Raw genomic sequence first — 23,874 nt, forward strand, 5'->3', positions numbered from 1 at the left:
AGCAAATTAACTATCGTGCCGCTGGCAGAACGCGTCGATGTCGCCGTGCTGAAAGTCGGGCAGATTCGCCATCAATTTCTCCAGCGGCCAGTTCCACCAGGCAATGCGCTGAAGGCGGGCCGCAATCGCTGGGGTAAACCGCACCCGCAGTGGCCGGGCCGGCACACCGCCAACCACGCTGTAAGGCGCAACGTTTTTCGTCACGACGGCGCCCGCAGCCAGCACCGCACCATCTCCAATCGTAACGCCAGGCAGCACAATGACACCGTGACCGATCCAGACATCATTTCCGATCACTACACGGTCGGCGCGACGGGCGGCAAAGAAGCCCTGGTCCCGTCGGGCATCATGATGATAATACTCCGGGCAGTAGGTAAAGCGATGCTGAGAGGCGCGGTCCATGGGATGATTTGGCGCACCGATACGCACCTGATTGGCAATGGCGCAGAATCGCCCTACCTTGGTGTCGGCCAGGCAGCAGTGCTCGCCGACATAGGAGAAGTCACCCAGTTCGCTATATTCCAGTGAACTGTGCGCCAGGATCTCACACTGCTGACCCACGGTGGTTTCCCGCATCTTCACAGTGTCATCAATCCAGGTGTGCGCTAAACGGGCAGGTACATCGGCGGCAATGGACATATTACTCCCGGTCTGGATAAGCAGCGCCCCGGCGGCCTGCTTTTTGCCTTACCACCTTACACAACGCCGATGACAGAGAATTGACAAAGAAAAAAGGCGGAGTGGTTAGCTCCGCCTTGTTTCAAGTTCCGGTTAACCTGCGTGACCGGTCAGTTGCATAAGGGCAACGATGATCTGCAAGATGACCCGGATAAGATCCAGAATCAGCTTAGTCAGTTCCATCACTTTCCTTCTCCTTTTACAGGAGCGCGCTGTTCGGCAAACCAGGGCTTTGACTCTACCCGCCGGGTGCCTAAGCACATCTTTGTGGAGAGGGCTGAGCGGCACTCATGGTTAAAGCCACAGGCCAGCACCACCTGATGCCTGCCGGGATTTTAAAACCGTGCCCCTGGGAGCGGCCAGTCGACAATGAGGCGATGCTCAACACTCAACACCTGTATAAACATACAGCATTTTGGCGAAACTTGAAATCCTTAGCCGCACATTTTACAATCTTGTCTGTGGAGAGTGCTGAGCACCTCGTTCGCAGCGCGGTTACCAGCCGGGTAGCGAACAAAAAAATAAAGGATTTGGCGACATGCCAAATCCTTTTTTTATGCCTGCTTCCTGCTTAAAAAAGCAGCACGGAACTTACTTCGCGGCGCTGATTCGCCAGACGGTATTACCTGCATCGTCAGCAATCAGGACACCGCCCTGTTTGTCGCTGGCCAGACCCACCGGCAAACCGCGCACCTGCTTTTCGTCATCCGTCAGGAAGCCCGAGACCACCGTCTGCGGCTGCCCTACTGGCTTGCCATTCTCGAATTTCACCCACACCACTTTATAGCCATTCAGCGGTGTCCGGTTCCAGCTGCCATGCTCACTGATAAACGCGCCACCACGGTATTGCGGCATGTTATCGGCGCCATAAAACAGCAGACCCAGCGGCGCGACATGTGAACTCAGGGCATAATCGGGCTTGATCGCTTTCTCTACCAGATCGGGGCGCTGCGGTTCGGCACGGGTATCCACATGCTGGCCATAGTAGCTGTAGGGCCAGCCGTAGAAGCCTTTATCCTGCACTGAGGTCATGTAATCAGGCACCAGATCGGAGCCGATTTCATCACGCTCATTGACTACAGCCCACAGCTTGCCGCTCTGCGGCTCCCACTGTAAGCCGGTTGGATTGCGCAGTCCGCTGGCGAAGATACGGCTGGCACCACTGGCTGCGTCCACCTCCAGCACCGCCGCACGACGATATTCGGCACCAATGCCGTTCTCGGTGACGTTACTGTTGGAGCCGACACCGACATAGAGCTTGCTGCCATCGGGGCTGGCTAACAGCGCCTTGGTCCAGTGGTGGTTAATCGGTCCACCCGGCAATTCTGTCACCTCTTCTGGTGCGGTGCGAATCTCCGTTTCCCCTTCGCGATAGGGGAATTTCACCAGGCTGTCAGCGTTCGCGACATAGAGCGTATTACCAATCAGCTGCATACCAAACGGCGAATGCAGATTTTCAATAAAGCGATGCTGCTCCCATTTACCGTTAACATTGCGCAACAGCGTAATGCGATTGCCGCCTTCTCCCCCTTTGCCTGACGCTTTTTGCACAATGCCCATGATCAGCTGTTTAGGCCGTGTCGTTGGCTTCGGTGGTCCGTTGGATTCCGCCACCAGCACATCGTTATTTGGCAGCACATAGACCTGACGCGGATGCTGCAGATTCTCAGCAATTTTTTCAATCTTTAACCCGTCAGCCACTTTTGGCATTTCACCCGCTTTCCAGGGCGTGCCTTCCGGCACCTGCATTGGCGGCATAAAGAAATTCTTCGCCTGCGGCAGTTCAGGGTTCGGTCCCGTCTGCTTTTGCGGATCGACCAGCGCACCCTCATCACAGCCTGCCAGCAAGGCGGTCAGGGTCAGCGCGAGCAGCGTTTTATGCGGTATGTTCATGGTGGCTCCTCCTTAAGCGCTACGCTGACGTAACGCAAGTTGCACATTCGCCAGCAGCAGCAGTGCTACCACCAGCGTCGAAAGCGTCACACCCAGCGGGATCACAGCGGCGGCATCACGGCTGTGAATAAACGCATTGACGATAGCGATCGCAATCGCCACCAGCCAGAGCCAGAAATGGCCCTTTTCCGCACTGTCACTGCCACGAAACAGATAAACCAGCGCGATGAGTCGCGGCACAATCGCCAGTATCAGTCCCAGCGCAATCAGCCAGCTGGCGGCATCCGTCCAGAACTGTACAAAGGTCTGCATGTAGAGAATGTCGAACAGCCAGGCGGCGACAAAAAAGCCCAGCGGCACAGGCTCCAGCAAGGCATAAAGCGTCACGGCAAACGCCGATCTTCCCAGGGTATTGCGCATGTTTCTCTCCATTTTTAACGTGAATGCGGATCGGGTCAGACGTCGCGCTGCTCAGAGCAACCGACGCCGCGCCTGTAAAAGATTAGTAAATCTGAAGAGAAACAGAGGGTTTATTCGAAGGGAATTGCAAATCAGGCGGATGACGTCCCTGTCATCGCCGGTCTGTCAGGACTTATCCGCGGGTAACGTGACCCAGTATCCTGGCTGGTAAGGCAGCGGCAGAAACTTCTCGTGGAAGGTGCGGAACGTGGCGTCCGGATCCAAATCAGCAAACAGATCGGGGTGCAGCCATTTCGCCAGCGCCTGAATCGCCACAAACTGATACGGGCTATCATAAAACTGATGCCAGATGGCGTGGACGTTGCCGTTGTGCGCCACCGGCAGAGTTTTGAAAGCATCGCGCATCATCAGCGCTTTCAGACGCGCCGTGGCTTCAGTGACGTTGGCACCCGGACCCACGCCGACCCATTTGCCCACGGTATTGTAGTTCTTCCAGTTCGCGCCGGTCACCACCACCGCATCCGGCTGGCTGGCGATGATCTGCTCCGGGTTAACGGTGCCGAAGGTACCAGGAATCAGATCTTTAGCGATATTGCGACCGCCTGCTATCTCTACCATCTGACCAAAGTTCTCATTACCAAACGACATGCAGCACTCGTCGCTGTAGCCGCCTGCACGGTCAATCATCACTTTCGGCCGGTAGCCGGTAAAGTTTTTCAGACGCGAGGTGACAAGGTCAATCTGCTGCTGGCGGAAGGTAATAATTTCCTGCGCCCGCTCTGGTTTATTCACCAGTTCGCCCATGATGCGGATACTTTTCTCCGCGTTCACCATCGGAGCTTCACGGAAATCGATAAACACAACAGGCACACCCACCGCCTGCAGTTTTTCAATCAGCTTGCCTTCATCGGTGGCAGCTTTGGATTCCAGATTCATCAGCACCAGATCGGGCTTCAGGGTTAACGCCTGTTCCACGTTGAAGGTGCCATCTTTTGCGCCACCAAAGGTCGGTAATTTTTTAATTTCCGGATAGCGTTTTTCATAAGCCTGATAACCGTCCCAGTCCGCTTTATGCAGGTCATCACGCCAGCCAATCACCCGCTTAAACGGCGCACCCGTATCAAACGCCGCCAGCAGATAGATCTGACGCCCTTCGCCCAGAATGATGCGTTTTGCCTCCTGCGGCACCTCGACCTGACGGCCTGCAACATCGGTAATCATTTTGGCCGAAGCCGTCCCGGCTAACGTCAACAGCCCCAGCGCTAAAAACCATTTTTTCATTGTAAAAACCCGCACAAATGATAATGAGAATTATTAATGTAAAACGGCGTTACTATTACCTAAAACCGGGGTCAGGGGAAGTCATCCAAATAAATGTTTTTGCTGCGCGGCGTTAACAGGCTGAGAAGAGGGTAAACAATGCTCCCTCCGGGCACAAAAAAGCGCAGCGTGTCGCGGCTCACAAAACGCGCATCTTTCGTGAATATGCTCACAACGGCCTGGGCGGCTGCACATATTTTAGCCGTTAATCGTATCGTTTTGGCTAATGCGTTAATGAATTGTGATCGCTAAATTTAAAATGAAACAGCGTTTTAATAATTCATCAGGACAGCCTGCCACAGGAGCTTAACCGTGAAGATCAGCGCCATTGATGTCACCCTTTTTACTTATCCCACCCAGCGTTGCGCCGACAGCGCAGGACACTCTCATCCGGGTCCGGAGAATGATGCCCAGATGGCGTTACTGACCCTGACCAGCGAGGATGGCGACTGCGGTTACGCCTTTGCGCCGCCGGAAGTGGTGCGTTCTCACGTGGTTAATGCCTTCTTCCGCAAGGTGCTGATCGGTCAGAACGCCTTTGACCGCGAGCGTCTGTGGCAGGACCTGGTGCACTGGCAGCGCGGCAGTGCCCACCAGCTCACCGAACGGGCGCTCTCCGCTGTGGAGCAGGCACTGTGGGATCTGATTGGGCGCAAACTGAAACAGCCGGTCCACAAGCTGCTGGGCGGCTATCGCGAGAAGATCCCGGCTTATGGCAGCACCATGTGTGGCGATGAGCTGAAAGGTGGTTTATCGACGCCCGATGAGTATGCACAGTTTGCTGAAAAGCTGGTGGCGCGCGGGTATCAGGCGATCAAGCTGCACACCTGGATGCCGCCGGTCTCCTTTGCGCCCAGCCCGGCGATGGATATCAAAGCCTGCGCGGCAGTGCGCGAAGCGGTCGGCCCTGATATCGCACTGATGCTGGATGGCTACCACTGGTATAGCCGAAGTGACGCGCTGACCATCGGCAAGGCACTGGAAAAACTTAATTTCGCCTGGTTTGAGGAGCCAATGGAAGAAGAGAGCATGGCCTCTTACGCCTGGCTGGCGGACAAGCTCTCTATCGACGTGCTCGGCCCGGAAAGTCTGGGCGGTAAACATCACAGCCGTGCCGACTGGGTTCGCGCCGGCGCGTGCGACATTCTGCGTGCGGGTGCCAATGGCGTAGGCGGCATCTCTGCCACGATGAAAGTGGCCAGTCTGGCTGAAGCCTTTGGTATGGATTGCGAAGTCCACGGCAACGGTGCAGCAAGCCTGGCGGTGGTCGGCGCGATTCGTAACTGCCGCTGGTATGAGCGCGGCCTGCTGCATCCCTTCCTGGATTATGAGACGCCGCCTGCCTACCTCAATAGCCTGATTGATCCGATGGACGATCAGGGCTTTGTCACCCTGCCCACGGGAAACGGACTGGGTGAAGATATTAATTTCAGCTGGATTGAGACTCATACGCTGAATCGCTGGTAAATCGCACTTCCGAAAGTACGGCACACAATAAGAACCCCGTTACCGCGCACCTCTGACGACGCGGTAAACGGGAAAAAACCTCTGACCTGCTGGACTTCACTTATGACCCTGACACAACGATGTGGCGCGTGGCTGATCACGCTGCTGGTGCTGACGAGCAGCGCGTCTATCCAGGCAAAAACGCCGGATGATCAGCTAATCGTCGGCATGAACATGAATAACCTGCTCACCCTGGATCCGGCCGCCATGACCGGCAACGAGGTGGTCGGCATAGTGGTGAATCTTTATGACGGCCTGGTTGAGCTGAACCCGCAGCAGCTCACCGAGGTGCGCCCGGCGCTGGCCGAACGCTGGTCAGTGAGCCCCGATAACCGCACCCTGACCTTTCACCTGCGTGACAACGTCAGGTTTCATTCCGGTAATCCGCTCACCAGCGCCGATGCGGTCTGGTCGATGCGGCGGGTGCTGCATCTGAATCTGGCGCAGGCTTCAGTGTGGAAATCGTACGGTTTCAGCCGCGACAACGTTGACCAGATGATCACCGCCCCCGACGACCGCACGCTGGTGATCACACTTCCTAAGCCAAACGATCCGCAACTGGTGATTTACTCGCTGGCGGCGCTGGGCAGCATGGTGGTCCTGGACCGCAAAACGGTGCAGCAGCATGAGGTTGATGGCGACTGGGGCAACCGCTGGCTGACCACGCATGAAGCGGGTTCCGGCCCGTTCCGGCTGGATGTCTGGCAGGCAAAAGATGTGCTGCGGATGAGTCGCGCGGCAGACTACTGGCGCGGAGAGGCAAAAATATCGCGGGTGGTGTTCCGCCACCTTCAGGAGTCGCAGACCCTGCGGCTGATGATGGAGAAAGGCGACCTGGATATTGCCAGTAACATGGCGATCCCCGACGTGCGCGCCCTGCGCCACGATCCCGACCTCACCATCGACGCAGTCAGAAAAGGGACGATTTATTACCTGGCGATGAGCATGAAAGATCCGCACTTCGGGAATAGCAAAGTGCGTGAGGCGGTCCGCTATCTGGTCGATTATCAGGGCATCAATAAGAGCCTGATGACCGGCTACGGCGAACTCCATCAGCGCCCGATTCAGGCCGGGATGCCCGCCACGCTACCCGACCCCGGTTACCGGCTTGATGTGCCGCGTGCCCGGGCATTGCTGGCTGAGGCGGGTTATCCGGACGGCTTCAACACCACGCTGCGGGTGCTGGCCGATCAGCCGTTCCTGAATATCGCCATCGCGGTGCAGTCAACGCTGCTGCAGGGCGGGATTCGCGCAAAAATCATTACCGGCACCGGCAACCAGATTTATGGCGCGATGCGCGATCGTCAGTTTAATCTGCTGGTCGGACGCGGCGGCAGCGGTGTAGAGCCGCATCCCCACTCCAGCCTGCGTTCGCTGGTCTACAACCCGAACAATGCGGACAGCGCCCGGCTGACTAACTTTCAGGGCTGGCGCACCGGTTTCTACGACGCGCAGCTTAACCGCATGATCGATCAGGCATTGGTTGAACGCGACAAATCCCGTCAGCAGCAGGACTATTTCGCCATCCAGCAACGCTATGACCAGCTGGTGCCTGCGCTGATGCCGATTTCACAAATGCTCGACTCCGTGGTGGTCAGTAACCGGGTGCAGGCGTATCAGCCCCATCCCTCCGCGACCACCTTTCTGCGCGACGTCTGGAAAACCCCTGAAGCCCTGGCGGGAGGCACCCCATGATTCTGACCCTGACCCGACATCAGTGCCGTCGCATCACCCATCGCGCGGTGCAGGTGCTGATTACCCTGTTCGGCCTGCTGCTGCTGACCTTTTTTATTGGCCGGGTAATGCCGCTGGATCCGGTGCTGGCGATTGTCGGCCCCGACGCCGATCAGGCCACTTACCAGCAGGTCTACCACCAGCTCGGCTTTGATAAACCGCTGTGGGTACAGTTTGGCATCTACCTTAACGCGCTGCTGCATGGCGATCTCGGCCATGCGCTGCTCACCGGTCAGCCGGTGGTATACGACATTCTGCGCGTCTTTCCCGCCACAGTAGAGCTGGCCACGCTGGCAATTGTGATTGGTGCGGGCCTCGGCGTACCGCTGGGTGTGCTGGCGGCGGCACGCCGTAACAGCGTCATCGACTATGTGGTGCGGATGCTCAGTCTGGCCGGTTACTCCACGCCGATCTTCTGGGTCGGCATGATGGGCCTGCTGCTGTTCTATGCCCATCTCGGCTGGGTCGGCGGCGCAGGACGGGTGGATTTCAGCCTGGATGGCATTGTGCCCCATCGCACCGGCTTCATGCTGATCGACGCCCTGCTGGCCGGCAACAGCCAGGTATTCTGGAACGCACTCAACCATCTGGTACTGCCCGCCTCGCTGCTGGGTTTTCACTCTATGGCCTACATCAGCCGCATGACGCGCAGCTTTATGCTGGCGCAGCTCTCGCAGGAGTTCATCCTGACCGCACGGGTCAAAGGCCTGACCGAATGGCAGGTGATCTGGCAGCACGCCTTCCGCAACATCCTGGTGCAGCTACTGACCGTCGTGGCGCTGGCCTATGGCTCGCTGCTGGAGGGCGCGGTACTGATCGAAACGGTCTTCTCCTGGCCCGGCTTTGGTTCTTACCTCACCGGCAGCCTGATGCTGGGCGATATGAATGCGGTGATGGGCTGTGTGCTGGTGGTGGGCCTGATTTTTGTACTGCTTAACCTGATCTCCGACCTGCTCTATCAGGTGTTTGATCCGAGGACCAAAGTATGACGATCTCCTTTGACACTGCCTCTGTAAGTCACTCCCGCGAGCGTCTGGCACGCTGCCAGCGGTTTGCAGCCCGCTGCGGCTATTTCCTCTGGCGCATGGCCTGTAATCCCCTCACCGCCATTGGCGGCGGCATTGTGCTGCTGCTCTGCATCGTCGCACTGTTTGCGCCCTGGATCGCGCCATATCATCCGCTGATTCAGGATCTGAACAACGCCCTGACACCGCCCGGTGCAGCCCACTGGTTTGGCACCGACGAGTTTGGCCGCGATATTTTCAGCCGTCTGGTCTGGGGCGCGCGCATCACGCTTTACATTGTACTGCTGGTGTCGGTCACCGTCGGGCCACTGGGCCTGCTGCTGGGCGTCACCGCCGGTTACTTCGGCGGCAAAGTCGATAGCGTGCTGATGCGCGTCACCGATATCTTTATCTCCTTCCCGAGCCTGGTACTGGCGCTGGCGTTTGTTGCCGCCCTGGGCCCGGGTCTGGAGCATGTGGTGATTGCCATTACGCTCACCGCGTGGCCGCCTATCGCCCGTCTGGCGCGCGCCGAAACGCTGTCGCTGCGTCAGGCGGACTTTATCTCAGCGGTCCGTTTACAGGGCGCATCGCCGCTGCGGGTGCTGTGGAAACATATTATTCCGCTCTGCCTGCCGTCGGTGATTATCCGCATCACCATGAATATGGCGGGCATTATCCTCACTGCCGCCGGGCTGGGATTTCTCGGGCTGGGCGCACAGCCGCCCGATCCGGAATGGGGCGCGATGATCGCCAGCGGCCGCACCTACATGCTTGAGTGCTGGTGGGTGGTCACCGTGCCCGGTCTGGCGATCCTGATTAACAGCCTGGCATTTAATTTCTTAGGAGATGGCCTACGTGACCTGCTTGATCCCCGCAGTGAGTAACGCCACGCCGTTGCTCGACGTGCGCGATTTGCACGTGAACTTTATTAACGGACGCCAGGCAACCCCGGCGGTGCGCGGCGTCTCTTTTCAGCTCGGTCAGGAGAAGCTGGCGATAGTCGGCGAGTCTGGCTCCGGTAAATCGACCGTGGGTCGCGCCCTGCTGCAGCTGCATCCGGCGAAGGCGCGCATTGAGGCGAGCCGGATGCAGTTTGGCGATATCGACCTGCTGCACGCCAGCCCGGCGCAGATGCGCGCCATTCGTGGCAAACGCATCTCAATGATTATGCAGGACCCGAAATATTCGCTGAATCCGGTGATTCGGGTTGGTGAGCAGATCGCCGAGGCCTGGCGTAGTCATCATCGCGATCAGAAATCGGCAGCACGTCAGCGGGCGCTGGCAATGCTGGAGGAAGTGCAGATCCGCGATCCAGAACGGGTTTATCAGCTCTATCCTCATGAGATTTCCGGCGGTCAGGGTCAGCGCGTGATGATTGCCATGATGTTGATCACCGAACCGGAACTGGTGATTGCCGATGAGCCGACCTCTGCGCTGGATGTCTCAGTAAGACTGCAGGTGCTGGCACTGCTCGATGATCTGGTGAAAGCGCGCGGACTGGGGCTGATTTTTATCAGTCACGATATCAATCTGGTGCGCAGCTTTTGCGATCGGGTGCTGGTGATGTATGCCGGGCGCGTCGTGGAGTCACTGGCCGCCTGTGACCTCGATCGCGCACAGCATCCTTACACGCAGGGACTGCTGGCGGCGCTGCCCGACCTTGATCACCGCCGCACACGCCTGCCAGTGTTACAACGTCACGCAAGCTGGTTAACCGATTAAGGAGTGGTGATGATTAATGTAAAAAATCTCAACCTCAGCTTTGGCGATGAAGGCGCGCGGAATCAGGTGCTGTTCGACGTAAATCTGCAGGTTAATCAGGGTGAAATCTTCGGGCTGGTCGGTGAATCTGGCTCGGGCAAAACCACGGTGCTGAAGTGTCTGGCGGGGCTGTTCACTCACTGGCAGGGAGAGCTGATGATTGATGGTCAGCCACTGGCGCATCACATCGTTCGGGCGCGCTGTCGGCAGGTGCAGATGGTGTTTCAGGACCCTTACGGTTCGCTGCATCCGCGTCACACGCTGGGCGACATTCTGGAAGAGCCGTTGCAGATTCAGGGTATCGGGCAGCGTCAGCAGCGGGTCGTGGCGATGCTGGATAAAGTCGGATTGAACCGTGCCTGGCAGACGCGTTATCCCCACCAGCTATCCGGTGGTCAGCGTCAGCGCGTGGCAATTGCCAGGGCGCTGATTCTGGAGCCACGCGTGCTGCTGCTGGATGAGCCGACCTCCGCACTGGATGTTTCGGTGCAGGCAGAGATCCTGAATCTGCTCAGCGATCTGCAGCAGCAGGAGAACCTGACTTATCTGATGGTGACGCACGATCTTGGCGTGGTGGCGCATCTCTGCCATCGCGTAGCCGTCATGCAACAGGGCAAAGTGCTGGAGACGCTGGATGTGCCGACGCTGGTGGCCGATCGCGCCGCAATGCCCTATACGCGGATGCTGGTGGAAGCGAGTCGCCACAATCATGCGGCGCTGGCGCAGCCGGGCTGAATATCAGCGGGTATCTGAAAAGAATCAAAAAAGGCCGGCTGGACCGGCCCTGTGATATCGAATGCGTTAGTGGGTCAGCTGACGCACAAAGGCAACGATCTCCTGGTTTTTGCCATGCTCAAACAGGCACTGCTGGAAACGCGGGCCGCTGACGGCGGTGCGAACCAGTTCAGGATCGATGGCACGCAGGGTATCAAGGTAGTTCTCTTTGATCACCGCAGCCTTGACCTGATTCAGCAGACCGGCGTTTCGCACCTGCGGCTCTTTGCGCTCTGGCGGATAGCCATTGCCCTTCTCGCCCGTGAACGCTTTTTCAAAGATAAAGCGCAGGTTCAGCTCAGCGCCCCAGCCAAAACCTTTAGCAAATGGCAGAGATAAGGCATTGCCGTTGTTGATTTGAGCGAACAGGTAAGCATCCGCCGGATCGATACAGTAGCCACAGACCACGCCCGGATGGATGTTAAGCGACATCAGCGCGCCCTGGCCGGTGCCACAGCCCGCAACGACAAAATCCACTGCCTGGCTGTTAAGCAGCACGCTGGCCTGGATGCCGAGGTGAATGTAGGTCAGATGATGATCCTGCTCATCGCTCATCCCGACGTTGAAGACCTGATGGCCCAGCGGCTGCGCGACGCCTTCCAGTTCTTTCAGCACGGTAACGTTTTTAGCGGCCTGACTGTTTTCCATCATTAACGCGATTTTCATGATCTACCCTCGTAAAATAAATGAAACACCGTTTCATTTTAGAGAAAAACCATTAAAGTGCATGGATTAATTCACCCTGGTGCTGTGAGGCCCATCACAAAACGGCCATTGCAGCGCCCACGACTGCTTGAGGACAATGATGTTTATCTACCACAAAGAGCGACCACTGGAAGATCTGGGTAACGGCGTGACCCGCCGCGTACTGGCACATGGCGGCACAATGATGGCAGTTGAAGTGCGTTTTGAAAAAGACGCCATCGGTCCGCTACATCATCATCCCCATGAGCAGCTGACCTATGTGCTGAGCGGACGCTTTGCCTTCACCATCAACAGTGAAACCCGGGAAGTTGGCGCTGGGGACACACTCTATAAAGCACCCAATGTGGTTCATGGCTGTGTCTGTCTTGAGGCTGGCGTGCTGCTGGATACCTTTACGCCACAGCGCGAAGATTTCCTGACCACGCAATAGTGCAGGCGGCCCGGCGGGCCGCCTCATGAACTGCCGCATGAATGCCCATTTTGCCTGCACGAAAAATTTGACTTAAAACGCGTACAATTTTTCCACCATTCCCTTCCCAGCTAACAGAATGATTCACCACAGTTTCCCCTCAGGCCGCGCTGCGCTTAGCTTCCTGTAAAAAATCATTCGGGCTCACTTCTGTACAAAATGAAGATCGTTGTATAAGTTTAATGACAACGCCAGTTCGTTTTTTAACCCGTAAAAGGATAATAATATGCCGATGCAAAACACCCTTACCTTGCCGCTGAATCACAACGCGCCGGTTAATAGTGAGTTCCGTTCATCCTTTGCTGCATCTGAGCAGGATAAACTTAATTTTCTAATCGAAGAGTTACTGGAAGCGGGCAAGGAAAAAAGCTGTATGGAGTTACTGCGTCATCTGGCCTCTGCGGACAGTGCTGAAGAAGAAGCCTGTTGCCGTGAACTGCTGACGTTGCTGATGGCCCAAAAATGAAGTCTGTGGCTGGCTGTTCAGCACAGATTCAACACCGGGCATTACCACGAAAACCCGCCTGACCGTATTTCCCCGTTCAGGCGCGTCACCTCTGCTGAAAAGCTGCCGCTTTTTTGCACCGTAATTTACACCGACGCGAATATTGATAGCTGATAGCTGATATACGTGTACGACCTTGTTAAACCGACCCGACGACTCTCATTGCTTCTCTTTCAACTCTTTTGTTAGCCTTAATCTTCCCGATTTATTATCAGGTTCCACAGGCGTGCTATGACCATGACCTCTTTCTCCGCCACGCTGCATCTGCTGTGTGGAAAAATAGCGTCCGGGAAATCGACGCTGGCAGCACAGCTGGGTGCTGCGCCCGGTTACGTAGTGATCAGCGAAGATCAGTGGCTGGCCGCACTCTATAAGGATGAGATGCAATCGGTGGCTGATTACGTGCGTGTTGCGGCAAAGCTCAGGAAGGCGATGACGCCGCATCTGGTCGCATTGCTTAACGCAGGCGTATCGGTTGTGCTCGATTTTCCGGCCAACACCCGGGGGAATCGTGACTGGATGCGCTCGGTGATTGAGGCATCCTCTGCCGACCATCGCATGCATTACCTGGATGTGCCGGACGCGCTGTGTAAAGCGCGTCTGCACGCCCGTAATCAGAGCGGCGAACACGCCTTTGCCGCCACGGACGAGCAGTTCACGCTGATTACCCGCTATTTTGAACCGCCGCAGGAGGAGGAAGGCTTTAACCTGGTGCGGCACAGTTAACATCTTCTGCAAATTTACGAGAGATCGAGTGCCGCAAGCACCTCAGCAATCTGCTGGTTATCCGCATCAGAGAGTGGCAACAGCGGACGCGGCAGGCAGTCGCGTGCCGTCAGTCCCAGCAGACCTGCTGCGGCATTCATCACCCTGAAGCTGCCGCCGTGCTGGCGGAACAGCGACCACAAAGGCTGCAGGCGCTCCGACTGCGCCCTGACGCTCTCATGATCACCTGCTGCTGCTGCGTCGGTCATTGCTTTCGCGACACGTGGGAACAGCCCGCCGCACACGGAATACCAGCCATCACAGCCTGCAATCAACGCATTGGCAGCAGACGCGTCGCCGCTGATGCCAACCGACACGGAAGCAGGCAGTATGTCGCGCAGTTGGGCCAGGCGATCATTTGCTGCCGATTGCGCCGCCGGAACACCGGGAATTTTTACCGACCCGATACCGGGAAGTGAGGCAATCCGGCTCAGTAACGCATCGGAGAACGTAAAATGGGTGGTGCGCGGATTGTCATAAATGCAGACTGGCACCGAGGCGTGTCGCGTCACGGTTTCAAACAGCGTAAACACCTCATCTTCTTTCAACGTCTGATACCCCAGCGGTGGCAGCAGTAAAGCGGCTGCGCCCGCCTGCTGCGCATCCTCTGCCAGCGCCAGCACCTCATCAGTATTTATCGCGCCAATGCAGATCATCACTGGAATCGCCTCCGCATTTTCAACGGCCCGCTCAGCAATGCGCCTGCGCTGTGCCCGTGTCAGCCAGGCGTAGCTGCCGGTGGACCCCAGCACGCCCAGAGAATCGACTTTTGCCTCCGTCAGCCTGCGCAGGATCCGAAGAAAGGCCGCTTCATCGGGTTTGCCATCGGCAAAAGGAGTAAGGGGAAAGGCACTGAGTCCGCTGAACATACGCTTTGCTCCATCATGAGACTGTTCGGGCTGGTTATCACCTGTACAGTCATATTTCGTCACTGGCCGAAGCATGGCTTTGCCCCGCCCGCTATTTTTGCGCTACAGCCCTTTTTGATCTTACCCAAAGGAAATAGCGATGATTGCCGTACTGTTTGAAGCCGAGGCACGACCCGAACATCAGATGCGCTACCTGCAACTCTACGTACGTTTTTCGACATCACCGTTGCCTGATGCCTCCACGCCACCTCGGTCCTGAACCTCTTTGCCCCCAGCATCGCTGACCTCTGGTCACGCCAGAATCTCCGTTTTAGACGGTAACACGCATATGAAATCTGTCACAATTCCGCAAACTTATCTCACGCACGTTAACACGAGCAGAAAAACAGCCATCCGCTTCAACTTGCTGAATAAAATAGGTTTTATATGATAACCCCCAGAAATCATGTTCCCCACACATCAATCAATGCCTTTTTTGCACTTATTTAGCGACGGGCGCTGATCCACTCTTCAGTAACAGGCGCGGCAAAAAGCGTCAAACCTTACTGGAGTTACTGATGCAAACGACCTCACCCATGACTCATCGCGCCAGGATTGGCGCCATATTTCGTGTTACCTCCGGCAATTTCCTCGAACAGTTCGATTTCTTCCTGTTTGGTTTCTATGCCACTTACATCGCCCATACCTTTTTCCCGGCCAGCAGTGAGTTCGCCTCACTGATGATGACCTTTGCCGTGTTCGGCGCAGGATTCCTGATGCGCCCGATTGGCGCAGTGGTACTGGGAGCGTACATTGATAAGGTCGGTCGCCGTAAGGGCCTGATTGTCACGCTCTCCATCATGGCGGCAGGCACCTTTATGATCGTGCTGATCCCCTCCTACCAGAGCATTGGCCTGTGGGCGCCGATGCTGGTGCTGATCGGTCGGTTGTTACAGGGCTTCTCCGCCGGAGCAGAGCTGGGCGGCGTGTCGGTCTATCTGGCGGAGATCGCTACGCCGGGCCGCAAGGGCTTCTACACCAGCTGGCAGTCGGGTAGCCAGCAGGTCGCCATTATGGTGGCGGCGGCGATGGGCTTTATCCTCAACGCCGTGCTGGAAGAGAGCGCCATCCGTGAATGGGGCTGGCGTATTCCGTTCCTGTTTGGCTGTCTGATTGTGCCGTTTATCTTCATATTGCGTCGCAAACTTGAAGAGACACAGGCGTTCAACAACCGTCGCAGCCATCCCGATGTGAAGCAGGTGTTCCGCATCCTGCTGGCTAACTGGCAGGTGGTGATTGCCGGGATGCTGATGGTGGCGATGACCACCACGGCGTTTTACCTGATTACGGTTTATGCGCCGACCTTTGGCAAAAAAGTGCTGCTGCTCAGCGCCTCTGACAGCCTGCTGGTGACCTTGCTGGTAGCAGTGTCGAACTTTATCTGGCTGCCGATTGGCGGCGCGATCTCCGACCGCTTTGGCCGTAAGCCTGTACTGGTCGCCATGACACTGCTGGCGATCGTCACCACCTATCCGGCCCTGAGCATGCTGGCGGCGGCACCAGGCTTTTCGATGATGCTGGGTGTACTGCTGTGGCTGTCGATGATCTACGGGCTCTACAACGGCGCGATGATCCCGGCGCTGACCGAAATTATGCCCGCGGAAGTCCGTGTTGCGGGCTTCTCACTGGCCTACAGCCTGGCAACAGCGCTGTTCGGTGGTTTTACCCCGGTGATGTCAACCGGCCTGATTGAGATGACCGGCGATAAAGCCTCGCCAGGTTACTGGATGAGTTTTGCGGCAGTTTGCGCTCTGGGCGCGACACTCTACCTCTATCGTCGTACCCGCAGTGCCGTCACGCCTGCCCATGAAACTGTTAGCTGAGGAACGGAAGATGAAACTGAAAACGATGTCACTTTATGCTGCCCTGCTGTTTAGCGTGGCAGGCAGCGCCACGGCGCAGGCAAAAGAACTGACGGTAATGATCTCCGGCGGGTTTAAAGCGGCGTGGGATACGCTGTCGCCACAATTCGCAAAACAGGAAGGGATCACCATCAACACCGTTGCTGGTCCGTCAATGGGTAAAACACCGCAAGCCATTCCAGCCCGGCTGGCACGCGGTGAACCGGCTGATGTGGTCATCATGGTTGGCGATGCGCTAAGCAATCTGCAAAAAGAGGGCGCGACGCTGCCAGGCTCACGGGTTGAACTGGCGGACTCCCGCATTGGCGCCGTCATTAAAAAGGGTGCCACACCCATTAAAATCGGCAGCGAAAGTGAGTTGCGTACTGCCCTGCTGAATGCCTCTTCCATCGCCTATTCTGACAGCGCCAGCGGCAAATATGTCAGCAGTCAGCTGTTCAAACGGCTGGGCATTGAGGATCAGGTTAAAGGCAAGGCGGTAGAAGTTGAACGCATCCCGGTCGCTTCCCAGGTTGCTGAAGGTAAATACGCCATCGGGTTTCAGCAGGTCAGTGAGCTGTTGCCTGTTTCAGGCGTAACCTTCATTGGTGAACTGCCGGACAAGCTGCAATACACCACTCGTTTTGCCGGTGCCGTGGTGCGCAGGTCAGCACAGCCAGATGAGGCAGCGAAGCTGCTGCACTGGCTCGCCTCGCCCGAGGCTCAGCAGGCTGTCCACGCCAGCGGCCTGCACACCGTGAAAGCGTCAAAACCGGTTAAAGTCGCTGATACTGTTCAATGATCAGGTTCTCCAGTTCGCTGGCGATATGTGACAGTATCCGGCCATTTTTGCGCAGCAGGCCCACAGTGCGTTTCACCGGTGGATCGGTTAACGGCACCGCCGTCAGCAGCGCGTGCTCGTAGCCAGGTAGCGACATGGCGGGGACGGCAGCAATGCCGAGCCCCGCCTCAACCATCCCCAGCATAGTTGTCACGTGCCGGGTTTCACAGACACAGGGCTTCTCCGGCATAACAGCCTGTAACGCCTGATCGAGCAGGTTACGGTTGCCGGAGGTTTTATCCAGCCCAATCCATTCATGCTGATAAAACGCCTGCCAGCTCAGGCTCTTTTTGCCTGCTATCGGATGGTCTCGCCTGCAGGCCGCCACGTACGGGTCATCCATCAGCGGCTGAAAATGCACATCCGGCTGCGAGCGGCTGGAAAAACTGATGCCGAAGTCAGCCTGCCCGCCAATCACCGCGTCATAGACGTTAGCCGCACTGCTGTCGATCAGTTTCACGCGTACGCGGGGATAGCGCACCTGAAACAGCCGGATGATGTTGGGCATGAAATAGTAGGCCGCTGACGGCACGCAGGCCACAGTAATCAGTCCGGTGCGGGCTAAGCTCACCTCACTCAGATCGGCCATGACCTCTTCAAAATCGGCCAGCAGCTTTTCCGAACGCTGAGCAAACGCATGCCCTTTCAGCGTCAGCGTGACGCGGCGTGTGGTCCGCTCAAACAGCTTAATACCCAGCGTGGTTTCCAGCTTATCGATGCGGCGGCTTAGCGCCGACTGTGAAAGGCAGATCGATTCCGCCGCCAGGCGAAAATTACCAAACTCCACCAGCGCGCGAAAGGCGTAGAGATCGTTGAGATCGAAATTAACCGGCATGGTTTTCTCTTCCCTTAACCTGCATCAGACTTTTGTTCATCATTTTCATCGCCTTCCGTTTGACCAAAGTCGGACACGAATCTGCTGAGCAGTTGTTCCAGCGTTTCACGATCGCTTTCCGGCCAGTGCCGGAAGACGCGCTGATAAACCTGCACACGTTGCGCATCGATTTTATCCGTCATCGCTCTGCCATCCAGGGTGATTGCTGCCTCGTTAATTCTTTTGTCCTGCCGGTTTTTCTGCCGCCGGACCAGTCCGGTCTCTTCCAGTTTCGCGACCTGACGACTGACCGTGCTGTAGTCACGCCCTACCCGATCGGCCAGTTCACCCACGCCGATCGGCCCGAACCGGCTGACCTGCACCAGAAGCGGAAAAAGCGCCCGATCGAGGTCGATACCCGCCGCTTTAATCATCGCTACATCGCGCTGGGGCCGGTTAAGCGCGCCAGCAATCGTCAGCAGACAATTGTGCAGCGCATCGTATTTATGTGTATTTTGCACACTTTTCATTGACGCCATCCAGAGGCAGGAATAATGTGTGTACTTTACACTTAATTGCTTATTATTAGAAGGACAGCAACCTATGAAAGCAGCCATCATTCGTCAGGCCGGTCAGAAACCACACTATGGGGATTTCCCCACTCCTCAGCCCGCTGAAAACCAACTGCTGGTTCGCGTGAAAGCCGCCGCCATGAGCCAGCTGGTCAAAGCACGGGCGGCAGGCACGCATTACAGCGCCACTGCGCCCTATCCTCTGGTGCCAGGCATTGACGGCACCGGTTACCTCGAAAACGGCGATGCCGTTTACTTTCTGACCTTTGGTACCGCGTCGGGCAGCATGGCGGAAAGTGTGGTGGTCAATGCCCGCTGCGTCATTCCGCTTCCTCCAGCGCTGGACCCCGTGGTCGCCGCCGCGCTTGCCAATCCAGGCATGTCTTCATGGGCCGCACTCACCCGCCGGGCTGAACTGCGCAAAAGGGAAACCGTGTTGATTAACGGCGCAACCGGCACATCCGGCCGCCTGGCGATTCGCATCGCCCGCAGTCTTGGCGCGGGCAAAATTATTGCGACCGGCCGGAACCCGGAGATACTGCAGCAACTGCTTAATGAGGGCGCAGACAGCGTCGTGACACTGGATGCTATGGCCGCTGAACTTCCTGCCCTGATGGCAGACGGCATTGATGTGGTGCTGGATTATCTCTGGGGTGAGAGCGCGCTGGCGATCATGGAAGCGGCGGTGCGAGGCGGTGATCATGTCGTTCGCTTCGTTCAGATTGGCTCACTCAGCGCACAGGAGATTCCTTTGCACAGTCATTTGCTGCGTGCATCCGGGCTGACACTGATGGGGAGTGGTCTGGGCAGCGTATCCAACGCAGACCTGATTGACTCACTGGCAGAACTACTACAGGCTGCCGGGCAGCACGGCTTTTCGGTGCCTTTTAAACCACGGCCTCTTTCTGAGGTGGATACAGCATGGGATGAAGATGACAGCCGCTGTCGAACAGTGTTTACGCTGTAGTCTCCCGCGGCATCAACAGCGCGGGCCTGCCTGTCGGACAAGCCGCCACTAACCTTCGGACGGCATCGGATGCAGAAAACGTTCAGGATAATCGGGCGTGAGAACGTGCTGCTCACTGTAACGGCCAAACAGCTTATAGCGGTTTAACGCGATGCGGTCGTAAGCCGCGTTACTGATCACGTCCGGAAAGTGACGCAGCACCGCCAGCCCGCGCCAGGGTGCTGGCAGGTGCTGCATAACACGGAAAACCGCCTGCGCCCGCAGCCAGTGCTGATTACCATCAATGTAGACAAGGGTGCTGATATTCTCTTCCGGCAGTCCGGCCCAGCGCAACAGCGCTTTGCCCTGCTCGCTCTGCACCGAGGCAAAACGGACCTGCCGCGCCAGATGGTGGCGCAGCAGAAACTGAACCCAACCATTACACAGCTTACAGACGCCGTCATAAAGCACGGCGCTTTCACCGGTTTGCAGATACGGGGGCGACGACATCCTGCAACTCCTCACTCCTCTGATGATGAGCTGAAGTGTAGCGGGTTCTGGTCAGTTGCTGTTGCAGCCAGTGGATAACGGCAGCGTGATCCTGGGCGCAGGCATCCACCTCAAACAACGGCCCCAGCGTCATTGGCCTGGCCTGTTGTGCCAGCTGATGAAGTTCAGGCAGGTACTCAGCGCCTGGATGCCCCGGCAGTCGCTGGGTCAGTCGCGCCTGATAGCGCGCCACCGCCACCTCCGGTTCAATCTTCAGCCACAGCTCAAGCACCTCTTCGACGCCCGCCTGTTGCAGTCCCTGCTCCAGCAGCGCGCGCGGCTGAAAACCAAACCAGGCATCGATCAGCCAGACCTGACTGGCGGGTGCCTGTTCGACGATGTTCCAGATCGCCTGATAGGCCGCGCAGCCCAGTTGCCGGTTACGCTGCCGATCGACCGGCGCAAAAGCGTGCATAAAAGGCTCTTTCAGGCTGTCCAGCGTCAGCACCGGCCAGCCAAAGTGTTGTGATAGCGCGTGCGTCAGGGTGCTCTTACCCGACGCCGGAATGCCGTTAACCAGCACCACGCGTTTAGGGGGGATATTTTGTGTCATAGGATATCGATAACCTCCGCGACACTGCTGGCCCGACGTAACCGGACCAGCGTCTCCTCATCCTCCAGCAGCGACACAATCGCGCGGATCCCCTCTTCAATGTGGGCGTTGCTGTCGCGCGCGCCAAACATAATCACAATGTCCGCCTTTTCACTGCCCTCAAACGAGATCGGTTTATTCAGCAGGATCATACTGAAACAGTCGCGGATCACCCCCGCTTCCGGCCGGGCATGAGGAATGGCAATTCCCTCCTCAAAAACATAATACGCCCCATGGGCCAGGGTGTTGGCGATCACCGCATCCGGATAGGTGGCGTCGAGATAGCCGCCGCTAACCAGCGGTTCGGCGGCCAGCGCGATAACCTGACGCCAGTCCGTGGCGTCGATGCCAATCTGAATGGCGTTGGCCTCTTGCAATAACTGCTTAATCGTCATCAGCTCTCCTTAAATCGACTGGCGAACCACATTGCGTAATTCATCGATTTTGACAAACAGCGCATCAATTTCATTACGATAGCGACGGCTTTTCGCAAATAAACTTAATGCCCGGTTATATTCCAGCATTAATTGTTTTTGCGTTTCGCCATCACGCGGGTTAATTGCGAGCTGCTGCTCCAGTTGCGTTATTTTCTCGCGACTGACTTCCGCCAGATGATCCTGCTGCTGCTCGCTGGGTTGTTCCGCAGCCGGAGACTTTTTTAAGAATCCAAACATAGGCTCTCCTGCCCCCTATATGCCGGGGTGTCTCAGATTAATAGTGATGATAAAAACGTTTAACGCAATAATTCGGTGATGGCGACGCGGGTAATTAACGGAATAACTGCATCTTCTCTACCAGCACATTGGTCACTGCATCATTGGCGGGCACCAGGAAATTACGCACGCTGTCATTGACCTTGCCTTTCTCAAAGGTCGATTTGCACTGCGCCACCCACTGCACATTCATTTCGGTGCCGACATTGACCTTCTCAATCCCGCTGCTTACCGCCAGTCGCATATCTTCATCGCTGACGCCGGTGCCACCGTGCAGCACCAGTGGCGTGTGGGTTGCCGCCGTAATATCCGCCAGGCGCTGATGCTGAATATGCGCCTTCCCGGTGTAAAGGCCATGTACGGTGCCGATTGAGATTGCCAGCATATCAACGCCGGTCTCTTCAACGAAACGGCGTGCATCTTCCACCGGCGTAAACGCGATCGCCTCCATCTCCACACATTTACCATCTTCCGAACCGCCAATCGCACCCAGTTCCGCTTCAACTGAAACATTATGCGGACGCGCCATATCAATCACCCGGCGGGTATTGGCAATATTCTCTTCAATCGGCAGATGTGACCCGTCATACATCACGGAACTGAATCCGGCATCTATCGCCGTCTGAATCGCCGCTAAATCGGAACAGTGATCGAGATGCAAACAGGTCGGCACATTCATACTCTCCGACAGCGATTTAATGGCATCGACCAGCAACTTATGACCGAGATATTTCGCCGTGCCGGTGGAGATCTGAATCATTAAGGGACTGTTGGTCTTCTCTGCCGCTTTAAAATAAGCGGGCAACATTTCCAGGCAGTGAAGATTAAAAGAACCCACCGCTTTAAAGTCACGCTGTTTAGCCAGCTTTAACAGGTCGGCGAAATTATAAAGTTTCATGGATTTTTTCCTCTTGAGGTTTGGTGGATTTGCCGTTAACAAACCAGGCAAGCGCGGTAACAAAAGCAATAAACAGGGCGACGAACAGCCAGTTATTCTGGAAGGCGTGGCCGAGCACCAGGCCGGTACTGATGACGTCGGAGTCACTGAAGGTCACGCCGGTGAAGCCGTAGCTCTCCAGCATTGGCACCAGGATGGCGGGCAGAATGGTGATAAAGAGTCCGTGGACGAAGCCGCCGATCATCGCGCCGCGTCGTCCGCCCATGGCATTACCAAAGACCCCGGCGGTGCCCCCGGCAAAGAAGTTGGTCAGCAGTCCCGGCAGGATCATCGCCAGTCCAAACATCGGGAAGACGAGCATGCCAACGATGGAGCCGAGCGTGGTGGCGAGGAATCCGACAATCACCGCGTTCGGGGCGTAAGGAAACATCACCGGGCAGTCCAGCGCCGGTTTGGCATCGGGTACCACGCGCATGGCGATGCCCCGGAAGGCAGGCACCAGCTCGTTGAGCAGCAGGCGGACACCGCTGTAGAGCACAAAGACCCCGGCCACGAACTGAATCGACTGCATAAAGGCGTACATCAGGTAGTTCATGCCGTTGCTGTACTGGGCAATGAATGCCGGACCGGCCGCCACGGCGGGGATCAGGTACATCGGCACCATCACCAGCGCCATCGACAGATAGGTATCCTGCAGAAACTTAAAGTTATCGGGCAGCTTCAGGTCTTCGGTGGAGCGCGATCCTTTGCCCACCACTTTGGCGACCGCCGCCGTGACCAGATAGCCAATGGTGCAGAAGTGACCCAGCGCCACATCGTCGGAGTCGGTGATACGCCGCACCACCGGCTGTGCCAGTGCGGGCATCACGACCGCCATAATCCCGCCGAAGATGCCGCCGGTCAGGATCAGCGGCAGGCCAGTCAGCCCCGCTTTGTAGCCGATGACAGCGCCAATCGTCGCCATCCATAACAGAGCCTGGCCGGTCAGGAAGATGTACTTAAACGGTGTCAGCCGCGCGATGATGATATTGACGATAAAGATCACCAGCAGCGTCAGCGCCACTTCAGATCCCAGCTCACGGTTAGCCAGTCCGGCGATAGCGGCTACATCGGTGATATAGCCGCGCATACCAAAGCCGTGGGTAAAAATGGTATTGAGGAACGTCAGCGTCCCCACAATAATATTGATACCCGCCATCATAATTAAAAAGCCGAGCAGGGTTTTAAAGGTGCCTTCCACCACCTTGCCTGCTGATTTCTTCTGCAGCAGCAGACCAATCAGCGCAATAAACGCGATCAGAATTGAGGCCTGCCCCAGCAGATCTTTTACCAGGAAGTCGATCACACTATTCATGGGCAGCGACCTTCTCGTTACGTTCTTTTAAAAAGGCCAGGATCTTCTGCTCTATTTCCACTTTATCGGTGAGCCGGTTAAGAATAATGACCCGTTTAATCTGTTCCGGACTGGCGTCGGCATTTAATACATCGGCAAAGGCTTTTTGCGTCAGGATCATATCTGACTTAAATGCATTCGCTTCTGAAATGGTGGTGTGATCGATATCGGCCTCAATTTCCAGTTTTTTTAATACTGCTTTTGCGCTCATCTCAATCGCAAAACTGGATCCTAATCCACAACCACAGACACATAATATTTTCAGCATGG

General features: G+C 56.6%; 27 protein-coding genes. 12 read left to right on the forward strand and 15 right to left on the reverse strand.

Features of this window, described 5'->3' with window-relative positions:
• Positions 1–6: 6 nt before the first annotated feature.
• The 4 genes from EE896_RS09755 to EE896_RS09770 all read right to left on the reverse strand — a co-directional run bounded on the left by EE896_RS09755 (position 7) and on the right by EE896_RS09770 (position 4,272).
• The gene (locus EE896_RS09755; protein WP_140915588.1) at positions 7–639 is read right to left on the reverse strand and encodes a DapH/DapD/GlmU-related protein; all 633 of its coding nucleotides are present in this window, start codon (positions 637–639) and stop codon (positions 7–9) included.
• 630 nt (positions 640–1,269) lie between these two features.
• Positions 1,270–2,571 (reverse strand): PQQ-dependent sugar dehydrogenase, encoded by a 1,302-nt coding sequence (locus tag EE896_RS09760; RefSeq protein WP_003853556.1) that lies wholly within the window; start codon positions 2,569–2,571, stop codon positions 1,270–1,272.
• Positions 2,572–2,583: 12 nt separating this feature from the next.
• Positions 2,584–2,991, reverse strand: a complete 408-nt coding sequence (locus EE896_RS09765; RefSeq protein ID WP_003853554.1) for a DUF2231 domain-containing protein — start codon at positions 2,989–2,991, stop codon at positions 2,584–2,586.
• A 165-nt stretch (positions 2,992–3,156) separates the two neighbouring features.
• Positions 3,157–4,272, reverse strand: coding sequence for an ABC transporter substrate-binding protein (locus tag EE896_RS09770; RefSeq protein WP_008925171.1), 1,116 nt, complete (start codon positions 4,270–4,272; stop codon positions 3,157–3,159).
• Between the two features lie 351 nt (positions 4,273–4,623).
• On the opposite strand from EE896_RS09770, the gene EE896_RS09775 reads away from it, so the two are divergent.
• The 6 genes from EE896_RS09775 (at position 4,624) to EE896_RS09800 (ending at position 11,054) form a co-directional block, all read left to right on the forward strand.
• A complete protein-coding gene (locus EE896_RS09775) occupies positions 4,624–5,778 on the forward strand; it encodes a mandelate racemase family protein (protein ID WP_110411414.1) in 1,155 nt (384 codons plus the stop codon).
• Positions 5,779–5,985: 207 nt separating this feature from the next.
• Entirely contained in the window at positions 5,986–7,512 is a 1,527-nt protein-coding gene (locus EE896_RS09780; RefSeq protein WP_225613765.1) for an ABC transporter substrate-binding protein, read from the forward strand.
• Positions 7,509–8,540: an ABC transporter permease gene (locus EE896_RS09785; protein ID WP_003853543.1), complete on the forward strand. Its 1,032-nt coding sequence runs from the start codon at positions 7,509–7,511 to the stop codon at positions 8,538–8,540. The genes EE896_RS09780 and EE896_RS09785 overlap by 4 nt, the downstream gene beginning before the upstream one ends.
• Positions 8,537–9,442 (forward strand): ABC transporter permease, encoded by a 906-nt coding sequence (locus EE896_RS09790; protein ID WP_003853540.1) that lies wholly within the window; start codon positions 8,537–8,539, stop codon positions 9,440–9,442. Before EE896_RS09785 ends, EE896_RS09790 begins: the two co-directional genes overlap by 4 nt.
• Positions 9,414–10,280, forward strand: a complete 867-nt coding sequence (locus EE896_RS09795) for an ABC transporter ATP-binding protein (protein WP_008925168.1) — start codon at positions 9,414–9,416, stop codon at positions 10,278–10,280. The genes EE896_RS09790 and EE896_RS09795 overlap by 29 nt, the downstream gene beginning before the upstream one ends.
• A 9-nt stretch (positions 10,281–10,289) precedes the next feature.
• Positions 10,290–11,054 (forward strand): ABC transporter ATP-binding protein, encoded by a 765-nt coding sequence (locus EE896_RS09800; RefSeq protein WP_033762966.1) that lies wholly within the window; start codon positions 10,290–10,292, stop codon positions 11,052–11,054.
• Positions 11,055–11,120: 66 nt separating this feature from the next.
• On the opposite strand, the gene EE896_RS09805 is transcribed toward EE896_RS09800, so the two are convergent.
• Entirely contained in the window at positions 11,121–11,759 is a 639-nt protein-coding gene (locus tag EE896_RS09805; protein WP_003853539.1) for an RpiB/LacA/LacB family sugar-phosphate isomerase, read from the reverse strand.
• A gap of 139 nt (positions 11,760–11,898) precedes the next feature.
• Between EE896_RS09805 and EE896_RS09810 the strand changes: the two genes are divergently transcribed.
• The 3 genes from EE896_RS09810 to EE896_RS09820 all read left to right on the forward strand — a co-directional run bounded on the left by EE896_RS09810 (position 11,899) and on the right by EE896_RS09820 (position 13,498).
• Positions 11,899–12,228 (forward strand): cupin domain-containing protein, encoded by a 330-nt coding sequence (locus EE896_RS09810; RefSeq protein ID WP_110411418.1) that lies wholly within the window; start codon positions 11,899–11,901, stop codon positions 12,226–12,228.
• 265 nt (positions 12,229–12,493) lie between these two features.
• Complete coding sequence (locus tag EE896_RS09815; RefSeq protein WP_008925164.1) at positions 12,494–12,733, forward strand: hypothetical protein; 240 nt, start codon at positions 12,494–12,496, stop codon at positions 12,731–12,733.
• A 270-nt stretch (positions 12,734–13,003) separates the two neighbouring features.
• A complete protein-coding gene (locus tag EE896_RS09820; RefSeq protein WP_008925163.1) occupies positions 13,004–13,498 on the forward strand; it encodes a P-loop nucleotide/nucleoside kinase family protein in 495 nt (164 codons plus the stop codon).
• 14 nt (positions 13,499–13,512) lie between these two features.
• Here EE896_RS09820 and EE896_RS09825 read toward each other — a convergent pair whose 3' ends face one another.
• Positions 13,513–14,406 carry a dihydrodipicolinate synthase family protein gene (locus tag EE896_RS09825; RefSeq protein ID WP_008925162.1) on the reverse strand — a complete coding sequence of 298 codons (894 nt, stop codon included), beginning with the start codon at positions 14,404–14,406 and terminating at the stop codon, positions 13,513–13,515.
• 554 nt (positions 14,407–14,960) lie between these two features.
• Here EE896_RS09825 and tcuC point away from each other — a divergent pair.
• The gene (gene tcuC, locus EE896_RS09835; RefSeq protein WP_105099194.1) at positions 14,961–16,268 is read left to right on the forward strand and encodes an MFS transporter; all 1,308 of its coding nucleotides are present in this window, start codon (positions 14,961–14,963) and stop codon (positions 16,266–16,268) included.
• A 10-nt stretch (positions 16,269–16,278) separates the two neighbouring features.
• Positions 16,279–17,088, forward strand: a complete 810-nt coding sequence (locus tag EE896_RS09840) for a molybdate ABC transporter substrate-binding protein (RefSeq protein WP_003853528.1) — start codon at positions 16,279–16,281, stop codon at positions 17,086–17,088.
• Here EE896_RS09840 and psrA read toward each other — a convergent pair.
• The gene (gene psrA, locus EE896_RS09845) at positions 17,063–17,962 is read right to left on the reverse strand and encodes an L-proline-binding transcription factor PsrA (protein WP_003853527.1); all 900 of its coding nucleotides are present in this window, start codon (positions 17,960–17,962) and stop codon (positions 17,063–17,065) included. The genes EE896_RS09840 and psrA overlap by 26 nt on opposite strands.
• A gap of 14 nt (positions 17,963–17,976) precedes the next feature.
• Positions 17,977–18,471 carry a MarR family winged helix-turn-helix transcriptional regulator gene (locus EE896_RS09850; protein ID WP_105099195.1) on the reverse strand — a complete coding sequence of 165 codons (495 nt, stop codon included), beginning with the start codon at positions 18,469–18,471 and terminating at the stop codon, positions 17,977–17,979.
• A 73-nt stretch (positions 18,472–18,544) separates the two neighbouring features.
• On the opposite strand from EE896_RS09850, the gene EE896_RS09855 reads away from it, so the two are divergent.
• Complete coding sequence (locus EE896_RS09855; protein ID WP_140915586.1) at positions 18,545–19,480, forward strand: quinone oxidoreductase family protein; 936 nt, start codon at positions 18,545–18,547, stop codon at positions 19,478–19,480.
• 48 nt (positions 19,481–19,528) lie between these two features.
• On the opposite strand, the gene EE896_RS09860 is transcribed toward EE896_RS09855, so the two are convergent.
• The 7 genes from EE896_RS09860 to EE896_RS09890 all read right to left on the reverse strand — a co-directional run bounded on the left by EE896_RS09860 (position 19,529) and on the right by EE896_RS09890 (position 23,872).
• Entirely contained in the window at positions 19,529–19,969 is a 441-nt protein-coding gene (locus EE896_RS09860; RefSeq protein ID WP_003853519.1) for a thiol-disulfide oxidoreductase DCC family protein, read from the reverse strand.
• On the reverse strand, positions 19,938–20,561 hold the full coding sequence (locus EE896_RS09865) for a P-loop nucleotide/nucleoside kinase family protein (protein WP_003853517.1): 624 nt from the start codon (positions 20,559–20,561) through the stop codon (positions 19,938–19,940). The genes EE896_RS09860 and EE896_RS09865 overlap by 32 nt, the downstream gene beginning before the upstream one ends.
• Entirely contained in the window at positions 20,558–20,995 is a 438-nt protein-coding gene (locus tag EE896_RS09870) for a PTS sugar transporter subunit IIA (protein WP_140915585.1), read from the reverse strand. Before EE896_RS09870 ends, EE896_RS09865 begins: the two co-directional genes overlap by 4 nt.
• A 9-nt stretch (positions 20,996–21,004) precedes the next feature.
• The gene (locus tag EE896_RS09875; RefSeq protein ID WP_003853512.1) at positions 21,005–21,274 is read right to left on the reverse strand and encodes a hypothetical protein; all 270 of its coding nucleotides are present in this window, start codon (positions 21,272–21,274) and stop codon (positions 21,005–21,007) included.
• 94 nt (positions 21,275–21,368) lie between these two features.
• Complete coding sequence (locus EE896_RS09880) at positions 21,369–22,211, reverse strand: class II fructose-bisphosphate aldolase (RefSeq protein ID WP_003853511.1); 843 nt, start codon at positions 22,209–22,211, stop codon at positions 21,369–21,371.
• On the reverse strand, positions 22,198–23,565 hold the full coding sequence (locus EE896_RS09885; protein WP_008925155.1) for a PTS sugar transporter subunit IIC: 1,368 nt from the start codon (positions 23,563–23,565) through the stop codon (positions 22,198–22,200). Before EE896_RS09885 ends, EE896_RS09880 begins: the two co-directional genes overlap by 14 nt.
• Complete coding sequence (locus tag EE896_RS09890) at positions 23,558–23,872, reverse strand: PTS sugar transporter subunit IIB (protein WP_003853506.1); 315 nt, start codon at positions 23,870–23,872, stop codon at positions 23,558–23,560. Before EE896_RS09890 ends, EE896_RS09885 begins: the two co-directional genes overlap by 8 nt.
• Positions 23,873–23,874: the final 2 nt, after the last annotated feature.

The organism is Pantoea eucalypti (assembly GCF_009646115.1).
GTDB lineage: Bacteria > Pseudomonadota > Gammaproteobacteria > Enterobacterales > Enterobacteriaceae > Pantoea > Pantoea eucalypti.

Excerpts from the sequence above, each read along its gene's own strand:
- EE896_RS09755 (WP_140915588.1), bottom strand. The coding sequence starts at position 639 with ATGTCCATTGCCGCCGATGTACCTGCCCGTTTAGCGCACACCTGGATT.
- EE896_RS09760 (WP_003853556.1), bottom strand. The coding sequence starts at position 2,571 with ATGAACATACCGCATAAAACGCTGCTCGCGCTGACCCTGACCGCCTTG.
- EE896_RS09765 (WP_003853554.1), bottom strand. The coding sequence starts at position 2,991 with ATGCGCAATACCCTGGGAAGATCGGCGTTTGCCGTGACGCTTTATGCC.
- EE896_RS09770 (WP_008925171.1), bottom strand. The coding sequence starts at position 4,272 with ATGAAAAAATGGTTTTTAGCGCTGGGGCTGTTGACGTTAGCCGGGACG.
- EE896_RS09780 (WP_225613765.1), top strand. The coding sequence starts at position 5,986 with ATGAACATGAATAACCTGCTCACCCTGGATCCGGCCGCCATGACCGGC.
- EE896_RS09785 (WP_003853543.1), top strand. The coding sequence starts at position 7,509 with ATGATTCTGACCCTGACCCGACATCAGTGCCGTCGCATCACCCATCGC.
- EE896_RS09790 (WP_003853540.1), top strand. The coding sequence starts at position 8,537 with ATGACGATCTCCTTTGACACTGCCTCTGTAAGTCACTCCCGCGAGCGT.
- EE896_RS09800 (WP_033762966.1), top strand. The coding sequence starts at position 10,290 with ATGATTAATGTAAAAAATCTCAACCTCAGCTTTGGCGATGAAGGCGCG.
- EE896_RS09805 (WP_003853539.1), bottom strand. The coding sequence starts at position 11,759 with ATGAAAATCGCGTTAATGATGGAAAACAGTCAGGCCGCTAAAAACGTT.
- EE896_RS09810 (WP_110411418.1), top strand. The coding sequence starts at position 11,899 with ATGTTTATCTACCACAAAGAGCGACCACTGGAAGATCTGGGTAACGGC.
- EE896_RS09815 (WP_008925164.1), top strand. The coding sequence starts at position 12,494 with ATGCCGATGCAAAACACCCTTACCTTGCCGCTGAATCACAACGCGCCG.
- EE896_RS09820 (WP_008925163.1), top strand. The coding sequence starts at position 13,004 with ATGACCATGACCTCTTTCTCCGCCACGCTGCATCTGCTGTGTGGAAAA.
- EE896_RS09825 (WP_008925162.1), bottom strand. The coding sequence starts at position 14,406 with ATGTTCAGCGGACTCAGTGCCTTTCCCCTTACTCCTTTTGCCGATGGC.
- EE896_RS09840 (WP_003853528.1), top strand. The coding sequence starts at position 16,279 with ATGAAACTGAAAACGATGTCACTTTATGCTGCCCTGCTGTTTAGCGTG.
- psrA (WP_003853527.1), bottom strand. The coding sequence starts at position 17,962 with ATGCCGGTTAATTTCGATCTCAACGATCTCTACGCCTTTCGCGCGCTG.
- EE896_RS09850 (WP_105099195.1), bottom strand. The coding sequence starts at position 18,471 with ATGAAAAGTGTGCAAAATACACATAAATACGATGCGCTGCACAATTGT.
- EE896_RS09855 (WP_140915586.1), top strand. The coding sequence starts at position 18,545 with ATGAAAGCAGCCATCATTCGTCAGGCCGGTCAGAAACCACACTATGGG.
- EE896_RS09860 (WP_003853519.1), bottom strand. The coding sequence starts at position 19,969 with ATGTCGTCGCCCCCGTATCTGCAAACCGGTGAAAGCGCCGTGCTTTAT.
- EE896_RS09865 (WP_003853517.1), bottom strand. The coding sequence starts at position 20,561 with ATGACACAAAATATCCCCCCTAAACGCGTGGTGCTGGTTAACGGCATT.
- EE896_RS09870 (WP_140915585.1), bottom strand. The coding sequence starts at position 20,995 with ATGACGATTAAGCAGTTATTGCAAGAGGCCAACGCCATTCAGATTGGC.
- EE896_RS09875 (WP_003853512.1), bottom strand. The coding sequence starts at position 21,274 with ATGTTTGGATTCTTAAAAAAGTCTCCGGCTGCGGAACAACCCAGCGAG.
- EE896_RS09880 (WP_003853511.1), bottom strand. The coding sequence starts at position 22,211 with ATGAAACTTTATAATTTCGCCGACCTGTTAAAGCTGGCTAAACAGCGT.
- EE896_RS09885 (WP_008925155.1), bottom strand. The coding sequence starts at position 23,565 with ATGAATAGTGTGATCGACTTCCTGGTAAAAGATCTGCTGGGGCAGGCC.
- EE896_RS09890 (WP_003853506.1), bottom strand. The coding sequence starts at position 23,872 with ATGCTGAAAATATTATGTGTCTGTGGTTGTGGATTAGGATCCAGTTTT.